Consider the following 12,452-nt stretch of genomic DNA (forward strand, 5'->3'; position numbering starts at 1 on the left):
GCGTTGATTGCACGTTCGGTCGCTGTAAATCAAGTTATATTTCCATTTTTTGCTAGTTATGCATCCCTTTGAAAAAATTGGATTTTTATTGAATGTCAACAGTCATTAAACTTCCTTGTATCCCCTTACCCAGGTAGATGTGAATCATTATCAACTTTATTATTTGGTAACAGACTGGCGACTGTGGTGTGTGCTGGTACGATCGTACCGATACTTGCGGTGGTCTTTCGGGTGGATGGCTATTTGATATTCTTTTTTTAAAATCATCGTATAAGTTGCAACTAAGTTGGCGCGCTGCAGCATGCTGGCAATATGACAATATCGGTTCTGAATGCCTCGACGCGCTATCATGTGGCCACATCCCGTACAAACACACCTATTAATGGAGCCCCTTGTCCCATGTCGACGATCATGCTGCTGAAAACCCCGCCGCCGGAATTCATCCGTAGCCAGATCCAGCAGATGGTCGTCGACTACGTGACCGACATCAGTCTGGTGGCGATCGCGCCGAGCAACCCGCTGTACAACCTTTACCAGTACGGCGTGGGGTATGAGGTGCATTTGTACCTGAATGCCATGGACGGTTCGCAGCAGCTGACCGTGGAGCTGATCGTCGCGCTGGACGATGAAGACCCCGAAACTGTAGTGGGGTTTTTGCTCTATCTGCCTGTGCAGGATGATCCGCAGGCCTGCGCCGTAGCCTACATGGCGGTGCGCGACAGCCACCGCCGTCAGGGCATCGCACGCTCGATGCTGGAGAAAATGACGAGCCGCTATCCGCACGCAGAGCTGTATTGCGTGGTCGGCAAAGTCGCGTATTTCGAGGCAATGGGCTTTCAGGTGCTGGGCGCGCGTGGTCCGCAGGTCATCATGAACACGCGTGATCACGGTACTGACGGTCTGCTTGCGGTCATGGATATCGCGCCCATCTACAACTCGGTCGAAGTGCGGCAGATCCACGCTTACCTGCTCAAACAGCACGGCAAAAGCGCGATGGTCGATGCGGAGAAGCAACGCGATCGCCATCTGGACCGCATGACTCTTGAAGCGAGAACGTTCGCCGAGCAACGTCTTGGCAATGATGGCCTGGCAGCCGGCGCATCAAACACCGTGCGGCTGCACTGATAACGAACAGGATTTGCGAACGGGGCGGTGCCGATAGAAGGCAATAATCGCAGATCTGCGACTTGTCAAAGTTTTTCTATCAAAAAGCGAGGAGGTCGGGAACGATCCAAATGAGGTGAAGTCATTATGACATCATCGCTGTTTGATCAACTCATTCCGGCACTGACATCACTCCTCATTCAGCAACAGGTAAGCCCCATGAACGTCCTGCGTCAGTCCAAGTTTTCCACCAAGCTGCTCTCCGCTTTCATCATCTGTGCATTGATTACGCTGGCCGTCGGCGCCTTGGGTATGGTGGGCGTGACACGCCTGGCCAATGCCCTTGAGCTGACCTTCTCCAACAACCTTGTCTCGGTCAGCAACACCAATGAAGCGCTGACCAGCTTCACCGCCCACAACCGCGGGCTTTACCGTTTGCTGGATGCGCAGGATGGCGGTGTCTCCGAAACGGACAAGGATCGAGTTCGTCAGGCATTGAGTGATGACCTGGCCCGCGCGCAAAAAGTATTCGCGACTTACCGCGCCACGCCTCTGGAAGATGACGAGCGCGCCGCCGGTGACCAGTTGGAACTGATGCTGCCCGCGTACGTTTCGGGCTCTCAACAGGTTGTCGACCTGATGAAGGCGGGTAATTACGAGGCTGCCCGGACCCAGTTGAATAGCCTTTCCTCGGAAAGCTTTACCAAGGTGCGCAGCTATCTGCGGATCATGATCGATTCCAACAATCGTCAGATCAAGGAAGGCGCAGCCGCTGCTGCCGACCTGAAGGCCAGTTCGGTATTAATGCTGGAGATTGGCGTGGTGATTGCTTTTCTGGTGGCCATCATGCTCGGCGTGCTGATTACCCGCATGATCACCCGTCCTTTGGCTGTCGCAGTCGCCAGTGCTCAGCGCATTGCGGGCGGTGACCTGACCCAGCCCATTGTTTCCAACAGTGGCGATGAGGCCGGACAACTGTTGAACGCGCTGTCCGACATGCAGGGCGGTCTGAAAAACACCATTCAACAGATTGCCAGTGCCTCGGACCAGCTGGCTTCCGCTGCCGAAGAACTGAGTGCCGTCACCGATGAAAGCACCCGCGGGCTGACTCGCCAGAACGACGAAATCCAGCAGGCGGCAACGGCCGTCAATCAGATGACTGCCGCAGTGGAAGAAGTGGCGCGTAACGCGGTATCCACGTCTGAGGCTTCGAAGTCTGCTACAGACGATGCCATCGATGGCCGTGGCCAGGTCGATCACACGGTCAAGGGCATCACCACCATGGTCCATGAGATCACCGCATCCACTGGCGCTGTGTCCGAGCTGGCCGGGCATGTCCGGGAAATCAGCAAGGTGCTTGACGTTATTCGCAGTATCGCCGAGCAGACCAACCTGCTGGCCTTGAACGCCGCCATTGAAGCTGCACGTGCTGGCGAACAGGGTCGTGGTTTTGCGGTGGTGGCTGACGAGGTTCGGGCTCTGGCGCACCGTACCCAGGCATCGACAGTGGAAATCGAAGGCATGATCAGCACCGTGCAATCGGGTGCTGACGGCGCGGTTGCGGCGATGGGCAAGAGCCTGTCACTGGCCACCAACACGCAGGAACTGGCCCAGCGTGCGGGCGCGGCGCTGGAGAAAATCACCCAGGGTGTTGCAACCATCAACGAGCGCAATCTGGTCATTGCCTCTGCTTCGGAAGAGCAGGCCCAGGTGGCTCGCGAGGTGGACCGCAACCTGCTCAACATTCAGGACCTGTCGACCCAGAGCGCTGCGGGTGCCAACCAGAGCAGCGCGTCCAGTCAGGAACTGTCGCGACTGGCCACCTCGTTCAATTCACTGGTGGCCAACTTCAAGCTGTAAGTCGCTCCCAAGAGGCATTGTCTGGCGCACGTCCTGGCCCGATCGGTGGTGAAATTCCGGTCAGGCATAAAAAAGGCGTTGCGCCCGACCGGGTCATTTCGCGCATCATAGGCGGACTCAGCCCGAGAGAGACTTTTCATGCCTGTCATTCATTACTTTCTGCGCCTGTCGCTCCCGCGAGTGTCGTTAGCCTTTCTGGCCGTGTTGTGCTCTGGTGTGTTTGCCAGTGCTGCGCTGGCTGGCGACGAAACGCAACTGATCGAATCCCTCAATGCCTATCGCAGCCAGGCACAGCGCTGTGGCGAGCAGGTGTCCACGGAACTGCCGCCGCTGACCAGCGACGCCCGTCTGGTGCTGCCGGCCAGTGGCAATCTGGACCTGCAACAGGCGTTGACGCGCGCTTCCTACCCAATGGTCACTGTGCAGGCGATAAGCCTGTCCGGTCCGAACAATGCAGACGCTGCACTCAAGGCGGTTCTGGAGAGTTTCTGCCGCGTGGTGCTGGACCCGCAGTTCGTCGACATCGGTGTCAGCCGCGAAGGGCGAGACTGGCGTATCGTGCTGGCGCGCTCACTGGTCGCGTCGCGTCTTGGCGACTGGCAGACAGAGGGGCAAAAGATTCTGGAAATGATCAACAATGCCCGCACTCAGGCACGTCAGTGCGGCCCACAATCCTTCGCCGCTACCACGCCGCTGGCCTGGAACCTGGTTCTAGGGACCGCTGCGCAACGTCATTCCCAGGCGATGGCCAATCAAAACTTTTTTGACCACAAGGATCGTGACGGCCGCACGCCTGGCGACCGCGCTGAACTGGCCGGGTATGTGGGACAGCAGGTGGGCGAGAACATTGCTGCCGGCCAGGACAGTGCGCGCAAGGTGGTGGATGGCTGGCTGCTGAGCCCGGGCCACTGCGCCAATCTGATGAATCCGGATTTCCGCGAGCTGGGTGCAGCCTACGCGATGGACCCCAAAAGTGACGCAGGGATTTACTGGACGGCAATGTTCGGCACGCAGCAGTAGCGTCTAGCGCTGCGCCAGTGGCTGGCAAGCCTGGGCAGACCATTCGAAGGAGAGATGCCGGGAAGCGAGCTTCCCGGCAGAGGGGCTTAAACGCGGAATTGCCTGGTGAGACGGTTCAGGCTTGAAGCCAGGGTCGACAGTTCGGCAGTGGCGATGGCCGTCTGATTGGAACCCTCGGACGTCTGGCTGGACAGATCACGAATGCTGACCAGGCTTCTGTCTACTTCTCGAGCGACCTGAGCCTGTTCTTCAGCTGCGGTGGCAATCATCAGGTTACGTTCATTGATCTGGCTGATGGATTCGGTGATTTCGAGCAGCGCCTTGCCGGCACCATTGGCCATCTCCAGTGTCTTTTGGGCCTGAACGCTGGTCTGCTCCATTGCGCTGACAGCATTGCCGGTGCCGGTCTGAATCGAGCCGACCATCTGTTCGATTTCACGGGTCGATTGCTGAGTACGATGCGCAAGTGCCCGGACTTCGTCCGCAACCACGGCAAAGCCCCGTCCGGCTTCACCTGCGCGGGCTGCTTCGATGGCCGCGTTGAGTGCCAGCAGGTTGGTCTGTTCGGCGATGGCCCGAATCACATCCAGCACCTTGCTGATATCCGTCGCCATGACGGCCAGGCCCTGTACCTCGGTGGACGTAATCTGCACCTTGGAAACCATCAGGTTGATCGCCGTGACGGTCTCATCGACCTGAGCGCGTCCGGCCATGGCGGCAGTGCTGGATTGCGAGGTCACCTCAGATGCCGATGCGGCATTGCTGGCCACTTCTTCCACCGCCGCGCTCATCTCGTTAACGGCCGTGGCTGCCATTTCGATCTCGTTGGTCTGGCGCTGAATGGTGCGCGATGCGTCCTCCGTGACGGCATGCATTTCCTCGGAAGTGGCAGCCAGCTGGGTGGAGGAGTCGCCGATCAGGGTCAGGGCATTGCGCAGGTTGGCCTGCATGGTGGCAAGTGCGGCAATCAGTTTCGCCGCCTCATCAGTGCCATGCTGCGGAATATCCTTGCTCAGATCATTGGTGGCGATGCGTTGCGCGATACTCAACGAATCGCCAATCGGGCCAGTCAGGCTGCGGGTGTACATCCAGGCAAGGAGCAGCGTGGTAATGACGCCCACGGCGATGAAAATACCCACCACCCACAGCGTCTGCTGATAGGCAGTCTGAGCGGTATCACCGGCTTTCTCGGCTTTGGCGTCGTTGACGGTCCTGAGTTTCTTCAGTCCGGCTTCAACCTGATCGGCCGCGCTTTTCATTTCGCCATTGGAGGTTGCCACTGCAGCTTCCAGATTGCCGGCGGCCACCGAGGCCAGGTAGCGATCCTGTGCCACCTGATACCCGGCCTGTGCCTGGGACAATTCATCGAATGCCTGGCGTCCTTGCGGAGTCACGATCAATTTGCCGAGGGCGTCAAAATAGCCGGCGATCAGCGAACGAGACTGCTGGATATCGCTGAGCGCCTTGGTCTTTCGATCCTGCGGTTCAATCGGATTGCGCACTCGGGCGTTGTTGCCCCGAATACTGACAAACTCCCGATCAATCGACGCGAGCTGTTTCACGCTCGGAAGCACATTGGTCTCGATGAATTTTTCCGCAGCATTGAGCTCGGCGGCCTGACGCAGGGCGAGCAAGCCCAAAGCAATGATCATCAGGCAGAACACGCCGAAACAGAGCGTCGAACGAGCGGCCAGGTTAAGTTTTCGCAGGATCATAAGTGTTTCTCCGAAGGGGTAATCAGGTATCGCCCTCATTCGGATTAACTTGGCCGTAAAAGAGTAACAAAGTGTTTCAGAAGGGTTGCAATATTGGCTTTTATCAAAACCGCTTGGTTCTTTTATGCGGATTCAACGTTTCTCCATACCCAACATGAAGGTATCCACCGCGCGTTCGACCATGGCGTGAATTTCTTCGATACTCAGCGGCATGGGCGCCTGCTGGTAAAGACGAATGTCGGTTTCGGCAGTCAATAGCGAGGTCAACTGCAATGCGGCGATGTGCGGATCGGTTTCACGCAACTGGCCTTTTCGCATCGCCAGAGCCATCAGTGAGCTGACTGTCTGCAAACACTGGCTGGGACCGGACTCGTAAAACATCATGCCGATGTCCGAGTGCCCTGACTGGGCCACTACCATGCGATAGACAGCCAGTGCCTTGTCGTCATTGATGAGCACCATGAGCATGCGTTCCCCGAAACGGGTAAACAGTGTTCTCAAATTGATCGGTTTGTCATCCTGGATCGCCAACTCTGAAACCGCGTCGGCCAGATGAGCGGTGGCGAGCCTGTTAACCACGGCGATGAACAGTTCTTCCTTGGAGGGGAAGTAACTGTAGATCGTCGCCTTGGAGCCACCCATTCGTTTGGTGACTTCATTCATCGAGGCACGCTCGTAGCCCATTTCGAGGAAGACACTTGCTGCGGCATCAATGATGGCTTCGCGGCGAGCTTCAGTACGGACCTTCATTCATATCCTCAATTCTCCAGTGGGCAGATTGTGTGCAAAATTCTCTAGACTGGAACTGAACCGTTCGGTACGATTTCAGCAGACTCCGTGGAGCTTACTGGAAAAGCAGGCGCAGATAAATGCCGATGGACTGCACCCGGCCATTCGTTGCCCGAATCCATTCAAAGATGGAGTGAACAGTTCTATGACCATTATCGACTTCAACAAATCCGTCAAACGTGCTTTTCGTAGTAATACGGCAGCCGCTCCTCAGCTGGAAAAAATGCTGACCGTGATTCTGAAGACCGACGCTCCTGTGCTTATGGGGATTTGCAGTGACGGGCTGCGTAGCAACAGCAATGTAGTGGGCGGGGAATTTTACGGCGAAAACTTCAGCGGCTCGGTACTCTCCGGCGGTAGCAATACGCTGGTTGAGTTGTCATCCGAGCTTGCCTTTCTGGAAACCCGTTTCACGCTGGTCACCCAGTTGGGTGAAATGATCAACGTTGAAAGCAGGGGCGCTCTACTCGTTGACGAAGCGGGCCAGCACGACCTGCAGAACGGAGTATGGCCAATCAGCGAAGGCCATTATCAGTGCACCTGTACACCGCGCTTTCAGGTCTCTCTGGGTCCTAACGAGTGGCTGGAGAAGAGCGCATTCATCGGCAGGTTCGAATACCTGTATGGCAATGAAGCGCTGATCAGCTTTTACCGAATGAAGTTCTGATCAGTCCCTGCGAATGTCCGCGTAGCACGCCTGGGCAGGCCTGCTACGCGACAGCTTTTAAAACGTGACGCTGGCACTCAGGCGCGCGGTGCGCGGTTCACCCACGTTGACCTGCAACTGGCTGCCGGTGCTGGACGGGTAGTACTGCTTGTCGAGCAGGTTATCCACATTCAACTGCAGGCGTGTTTTATAACCGGCCATGGGCACGTCCCAGCGCAGAAACGCATCCGCCACTGTGTAGCTGCTCATATAGAAGGTGTTGGCATCGTCGCCAGCACGTTCGCCCACATAGCGTGCGCCGCCACCTGCGTGCCAGTCGCCCAGGCCGGACGGGACTTGCAGATGGTGGGTGAGGTACAGGCTGGCCGTATGCTTGGGGGCCTGGCTAAGACGATTGCCCTTGTTGCTTGGATCATCCAGCACTTCGGTGTGGGTGTAAGCGTAAGTGCCGATCATGTCCCAGCGCTCGGCAATTCGACCGGTCACGTCCAGCTCGATGCCTTGTGAACCTACCTTGCCAGCGGCTTCGCTGACACCCGTCACGCCAGTAGGGGTGACGACGTTTTTCTTCTCGATATCGAACACCGCAAGGTTGAAGTCGAGTTCCGGTGCCAGTGCATATTTGGCCCCGACTTCGTAACTGCGACCTTCTTCCGGGTCGAAGGTGGTGCCGTCATCGTTAACGTCATCATTGGGGACGAAGGAGCGGCTGTAGTTGCCGTACAGCGACAGGTCTTCATTGACCTTGAATACCAGGCCCGCCATCGGCAGGAATATATCGTCATTTTTGTCCAGGTTAGTGTTGCGGCTGGCGCCGAGGCCTTGGGCGATGTACTGGTCATAATGCTGATAGCGGCCGCCGAGGACCAGAATCCAGCGGTCATCGAGGTGCCAGTTATCCTTGAGGTAAATGGACGATGAAGTCAGTTGATTGCTCAGGTTGCTGTTCGCTGCGCTGATCACGCTGGGCTCTGCCAGGCTGCCATAGCTGGGCGAAAAGATGTTGAAGCCGTTCTGGGCGGTGTTGCGATAGGTCTTGCCGCGGTACTTGTCGGAGTCTTCCTGTTCGGCACCGATCAGCAGATCATGTTGCTGGCCAAACAGCTCCTGCTTGCCGATGAAGTCCCAGCTGGCATAACGCGTTTCATAATCGTAGTGGCCGCCATTGGCCTGACGCCGTAGCACGCCGCTGCTGGACAGCGTACTCGGCTGGGCAATCGAGAGGCTGTAGCGGTCGTTGTTCCAGCCGTAGGTCAGACGGGTTTTCCAGTCATCGCTGAGCTGGTACTCGAAGCGCGCGGTTGCGGTTTCGCTGATGCCGACTGTATTGGACCATTTTTCATCCAGGCGCTTGTCGTAGCTGATATTGGCAGGATGACCGCCCGTGAACACCGTGCCACGATCGAACGGGCTCACGTAATCGTTGTATTCGTAAGCCAGCGTCAGGCTGGCGCGCTCCCCGGTCCAGGACAGCGACGGCGCGACCAGCGTGTGCTGGTCAACGCCGTAGTTACGCCAGTAGTCCTCGCTCTGACGCTCGGCCACCAAGCGGTAGGCCAGCCCCGAGTCGCCCAGCGGGCCGGTGGTGTCGATGCCGAAGCTGCCGCCGCCTTCGCTGTACGCCGAGCCACTGAGCGTGGTGCTTTGCACGTATTGCGGCTGTTTGCTGATCACGTTGATCACGCCACCCGGCTCCATGGCTCCGTACAGCAGCGAGGCCGGGCCTTTGAGCACTTCAACGCGTTCGGTGGTAGCGCCGAAATTTTTCGACACCACCGAGCGCACGCCGTCACGCAGCACCGAGCCATCATCGTTGGTGCCAAAGCCGCGCTTGACCAGCGAGTCCTTGGTGTTGCCAAGCGTGTTGCCCTGGCTGACGCCACTGACAAACTTCATGGCATCGTCCAGCGAGCGCACGTTGTAGTCGGCGATGGTCTGCGGTGTCACCACGTTGACCGACTGCGCTTCTTCCTTCAGCGGTACATCGCTCTTGCTCGCGGTGCTGGCGCTTTTGGCGCTGTAGCCTTCCTGTGTTTCGGTCGCGGTTGCCGACACCTGCGTGGCAGGCAGCGTTGCGGTTTCAGCTGCATGCACTGCGCCGCCGGAGAACATCGCCAGAGAAAGCGCGGACAGCAGAAAAGTGCCGGGACGGCGAGGGCATTGGAAGGAAGTGCTCAAGGGAGATGCTCTGCTAGGACGTTAATAGCAATAATTGTAATTTGATATTGATTCTCATGTAAATAAATGATTGAGGCGCCTGCCGGCTTCTTTCCCCCTGCAAACAGGGGGCGCACGGCTCAGGGCAGATTAGGTACATTGGCATCAATCCGCTTACCCATGCTGATAATGGGCTCAGGCGTATAGCCCAGGGTTTGATAGAAGGCCTGCACGCTTTCATTAAAGGTATGGATCTGCAGGTTGATCTTCACACAGCCAAGCTCCGCGAGCGCTTTTTCAGCGTGCCTGACCAGCCGGGTGCCCAGGCCTTTGCCACGCTGTTGGGGATCAACGGCAACCGAATACAGCCAGCCGCGATGACCGTCATAGCCGGCAAGGAGGGTCCCGACCACCTCGTCATCCGCTAGAGCGACGAAAAACAAATGGTCGTCGACAGCCCTTTTCTTGTCGATCGACAGGTCTGGGCGATTGTGCGGCTTTTCGTCATTGAAGACGGTCTTCCACAGTTGGATGACCGCGAGACGGTGATGCGGGTCTGAATACTCGACAATACAGTTCATTGCGGGGTCCTTTAGCCATGAATCCGAAGACTAAGGCCACGCGCCCTGCATTGTCTAACCGGCGGTCTTTGAGCCCTTGCCCTGTTTTGTCACCTGAGGCAGCGATGCGGGTGTATCGAGCAGGGCGCGAATGGCCCGGCTGTAAGCGGGCTGCCCGAGCTGCATGCTGTTGTTATGCGTACCGCCAGGCACCAATAGCAGTTTCTTCGGTTCCTGCGCGGCCTCAAACAACTGTTCGCTGAAGCGGGCCGGGACATAGCGATCCTCGGTGCCATGCACGATCAGCACCGGCATATGGATGTCTGCAATCTTGTCCAGTGAGTCGAACTTCTGCGACAGCAGCCAGCGCACCGGCAGCGAGGTATTGGCCAGCGCGGTAGCCACATCGGCCAGGTTGGTGAACGTGGATTCTATGATCAGCCCGCGGGCCTGAATCGGCACATTGCCCTTTTCAGCGTCTTCGCCCAGCTCGGCAGCCAGATCCACTGCCACCGCACCGCCCAGAGAATGTCCATAAATCAGCCTGCGCTGCGGATCGGGTTGCAATTGCTTCAGGCGTTCCCAGGCGATGCGTGCGTCTTCATACACGGACTTCTCCGACGGCAGCTGGCCCATGCTTTGCCCGAAACCCCGGTAATCGATCGCCAGTATCGAGTAACCCTGCGCCTTGAGTTGCTGGATACGGAACAGCTGGCCGGTGAGGTTCCATCGTGATCCATGCAGGTACAGCACCGCCGGGGCGTTCTTGTCCGCAGCGGGCCACCACCATGCGTGGATATTCTGTGAGTTACCGAATGCCGGTGTACTGAGTTCGATTTCCTGTACATCTGCCGGCAGACCGCTGTACCAGCTGGCGGTACCGGGCTCGATGCGAAATACCAGTTCGCGCTCCTTGTGTTCAAGCACTGCGCAGCCAACGGGCAGGCCAAGGATGACGGCTATCATGCTAATCCATCTGAGCGGACGGGCTTTGAAGCGAGCCAGAGGCGAAATCGACATAAGAAGGAGAGTCCGGTCAACAAAGTGAAATAAATGCAGAATCTGCATCCGGGATGCAAGACCAGCCGACGAACGCCGGGTTACAGGATATTGCGTACCTGCGCCGGAAGGATTGATAGACCGAGGCGAGTAAAACCGGTGGCTTCAATACCTTGCGCGATGTGGCCCGAAGGCAGCCTGGACAACGACGCTCATTAGCACGTTTTGTTATTGAGGTAGCCCTTATCGATAGCTGCGGATTATGCTGTGTCGGCGAGGGCGCTGTGTTTTTGTCATCTACCGCCGCCGGATTCGCCGATCTGCCTGCTGTATTCCCGCGCTTTCTTCAATTTCTTCAAGAGGTTACCGCCTATGTTCACCTACCGTCCCCTGGAAGAAAAAGACGTCCCCCTCATCTGCGAGATGCCGCAGAATGCCGATGAGCTGTTCTATATGTTCCCCAGGGCCACGTACCCGTTGACCGCCTCGCAACTCATCGAAGCGCTTGAGACGCGTCATGATTCGACTGTCATCGAGATGGATGGCGAAGTAGTAGGGTTTGCCAACTTTTCTCTCTGCACGTTTCGCGGCCGCTGTTCGCTGGGCAACGTCATCATCGCACCGAAAGCCCGCTCCAGAGGAGTAGGGCGCTTCATGATCACCACCATGATGGGGATTGCGTTCGACAAGCACGAGGCGAGTGAAATGATCGCGTCCTGCTACAACCACAACGTCCCGGGCCTGCTGTTCTATCCGCGAATGGGGTTTCGTCCTTTCCACATCGAAGAAAAGCGCGACAAGCGTGGCGAGCGTGTTGCGCTGATTCACCTGCGGCTGTCCGGCACCGACGCAAAAGAGAACATGCAAGACGCACAAGAGTAAGTTTTCGAGCGGGGCACGCAGGACTCTTTTAAAGGAGCGGGCGTGCCTTGCGAGCGCAGTAACCATTTCATGTTCAACCGTTCGTCGGTCTTTATTCCTTCCGTTCACGTGCCTTTTATACGCTGCGGTTCACGCCGAGTCCCATTCTGTTGAAGAACATGAGGGTGAATCGTTTTTTCTGTGGGAGCACTCAATAAGAAACCGCGTTAAAAGGATGATCGATATTCAGGTATGGAAGTTGCCTGAAGTGCAGCGCGCAGTGTATAACGGGTTTAAGCATCAAGTGAGTGGCGACGGATAATTGGCGGGCTGGCGCGGGCCGTTTTTAAAAAGTCATCAACAATAAAAATTATCAAAAATTTGTCACTGTCGGGACATGCTTACACACATAAGGAGATAAAGAGATGATCGCGAGTGGACTGTCCGAGTTAGAACTCAGAAGCATCGTTGAACGTGCGTTCCTGCCGTTACGCTGCACCTGTACGATTGCCAATGATCAGATGAACGTGCAGATAAGCGACCCGGTATCGGGGCGTACCCAGCGCCAGATGAATCTGCCGCTCAGCCGTATCAATACGGTTCGGGACATCTCGGCACTGGTGGCCGAGTTGCGCGAAGAACCGGTAATGCCCCGGGTGGCGAAAGCGTATTACAGCGCTGCCTGATACTGCTGCACCCCGCTGATGCCCCGGCATCACG

The 12,452-nt window shown here is 57.1% G+C and carries 11 protein-coding genes; 6 read left to right on the forward strand and 5 right to left on the reverse strand.

Features of this window, described 5'->3' with window-relative positions; all coding sequences use genetic code 11:
* The first annotated feature begins 399 nt into the window (after window positions 1-399).
* The 3 genes from BT119_RS21815 to BT119_RS21825 all read left to right on the forward strand — a co-directional run bounded on the left by BT119_RS21815 (window position 400) and on the right by BT119_RS21825 (window position 3,984).
* Window positions 400-1,125: a GNAT family N-acetyltransferase gene (locus tag BT119_RS21815; protein WP_072366914.1), complete on the forward strand. Its 726-nt coding sequence runs from the start codon at window positions 400-402 to the stop codon at window positions 1,123-1,125.
* A 198-nt stretch (window positions 1,126-1,323) separates the two neighbouring features.
* On the forward strand, window positions 1,324-2,964 hold the full coding sequence (locus tag BT119_RS21820; RefSeq protein ID WP_072366955.1) for a methyl-accepting chemotaxis protein: 1,641 nt from the start codon (window positions 1,324-1,326) through the stop codon (window positions 2,962-2,964).
* Window positions 2,965-3,102: 138 nt separating this feature from the next.
* Window positions 3,103-3,984, forward strand: coding sequence for a CAP domain-containing protein (locus BT119_RS21825; RefSeq protein ID WP_003370372.1), 882 nt, complete (start codon window positions 3,103-3,105; stop codon window positions 3,982-3,984).
* A gap of 86 nt (window positions 3,985-4,070) precedes the next feature.
* On the opposite strand, the gene BT119_RS21830 is transcribed toward BT119_RS21825, so the two are convergent.
* Both BT119_RS21830 and BT119_RS21835 read right to left on the reverse strand, forming a co-directional pair.
* On the reverse strand, window positions 4,071-5,738 hold the full coding sequence (locus BT119_RS21830) for a methyl-accepting chemotaxis protein (protein WP_371857185.1): 1,668 nt from the start codon (window positions 5,736-5,738) through the stop codon (window positions 4,071-4,073).
* Window positions 5,739-5,831: 93 nt separating this feature from the next.
* Window positions 5,832-6,449 (reverse strand): TetR/AcrR family transcriptional regulator, encoded by a 618-nt coding sequence (locus tag BT119_RS21835; RefSeq protein ID WP_003370390.1) that lies wholly within the window; start codon window positions 6,447-6,449, stop codon window positions 5,832-5,834.
* A gap of 184 nt (window positions 6,450-6,633) precedes the next feature.
* On the opposite strand from BT119_RS21835, the gene BT119_RS21840 reads away from it, so the two are divergent.
* Entirely contained in the window at window positions 6,634-7,155 is a 522-nt protein-coding gene (locus tag BT119_RS21840; RefSeq protein WP_003370392.1) for a DUF3237 domain-containing protein, read from the forward strand.
* A gap of 57 nt (window positions 7,156-7,212) precedes the next feature.
* Here BT119_RS21840 and BT119_RS21845 read toward each other — a convergent pair whose 3' ends face one another.
* From BT119_RS21845 to BT119_RS21855, 3 genes are all read right to left on the reverse strand, one after another.
* Complete coding sequence (locus tag BT119_RS21845) at window positions 7,213-9,333, reverse strand: TonB-dependent siderophore receptor (protein ID WP_072366915.1); 2,121 nt, start codon at window positions 9,331-9,333, stop codon at window positions 7,213-7,215.
* A gap of 119 nt (window positions 9,334-9,452) precedes the next feature.
* Entirely contained in the window at window positions 9,453-9,893 is a 441-nt protein-coding gene (locus BT119_RS21850) for a GNAT family acetyltransferase (RefSeq protein WP_024662299.1), read from the reverse strand.
* Window positions 9,894-9,947: 54 nt separating this feature from the next.
* Window positions 9,948-10,892: an alpha/beta hydrolase gene (locus BT119_RS21855; protein ID WP_054081604.1), complete on the reverse strand. Its 945-nt coding sequence runs from the start codon at window positions 10,890-10,892 to the stop codon at window positions 9,948-9,950.
* A 351-nt stretch (window positions 10,893-11,243) separates the two neighbouring features.
* Here BT119_RS21855 and BT119_RS21860 point away from each other — a divergent pair, with 351 nt between their 5' ends.
* Window positions 11,244-11,753, forward strand: coding sequence for a GNAT family N-acetyltransferase (locus BT119_RS21860; protein ID WP_072366916.1), 510 nt, complete (start codon window positions 11,244-11,246; stop codon window positions 11,751-11,753).
* Window positions 11,754-12,157: 404 nt separating this feature from the next.
* The gene (locus BT119_RS21865; RefSeq protein ID WP_003370403.1) at window positions 12,158-12,418 is read left to right on the forward strand and encodes a DUF1652 domain-containing protein; all 261 of its coding nucleotides are present in this window, start codon (window positions 12,158-12,160) and stop codon (window positions 12,416-12,418) included.
* Window positions 12,419-12,452 lie beyond the last annotated feature (34 nt).

This window comes from Pseudomonas sp. NFACC10-1, from assembly GCF_900119195.1.
GTDB lineage: Bacteria > Pseudomonadota > Gammaproteobacteria > Pseudomonadales > Pseudomonadaceae > Aquipseudomonas > Aquipseudomonas cerasi.

Bases quoted from the DNA above. Each gene is read 5' to 3' on its own strand.
- BT119_RS21815 (WP_072366914.1), top strand. From the start codon at position 400: ATGTCGACGATCATGCTGCTGAAAACCCCGCCGCCGGAATTCATCCGT.
- BT119_RS21820 (WP_072366955.1), top strand. From the start codon at position 1,324: ATGAACGTCCTGCGTCAGTCCAAGTTTTCCACCAAGCTGCTCTCCGCT.
- BT119_RS21825 (WP_003370372.1), top strand. From the start codon at position 3,103: ATGCCTGTCATTCATTACTTTCTGCGCCTGTCGCTCCCGCGAGTGTCG.
- BT119_RS21830 (WP_371857185.1), bottom strand. From the start codon at position 5,738: ATGAGGGCGATACCTGATTACCCCTTCGGAGAAACACTTATGATCCTG.
- BT119_RS21835 (WP_003370390.1), bottom strand. From the start codon at position 6,449: ATGAAGGTCCGTACTGAAGCTCGCCGCGAAGCCATCATTGATGCCGCA.
- BT119_RS21840 (WP_003370392.1), top strand. From the start codon at position 6,634: ATGACCATTATCGACTTCAACAAATCCGTCAAACGTGCTTTTCGTAGT.
- BT119_RS21850 (WP_024662299.1), bottom strand. From the start codon at position 9,893: ATGAACTGTATTGTCGAGTATTCAGACCCGCATCACCGTCTCGCGGTC.
- BT119_RS21855 (WP_054081604.1), bottom strand. From the start codon at position 10,892: ATGTCGATTTCGCCTCTGGCTCGCTTCAAAGCCCGTCCGCTCAGATGG.
- BT119_RS21860 (WP_072366916.1), top strand. From the start codon at position 11,244: ATGTTCACCTACCGTCCCCTGGAAGAAAAAGACGTCCCCCTCATCTGC.
- BT119_RS21865 (WP_003370403.1), top strand. From the start codon at position 12,158: ATGATCGCGAGTGGACTGTCCGAGTTAGAACTCAGAAGCATCGTTGAA.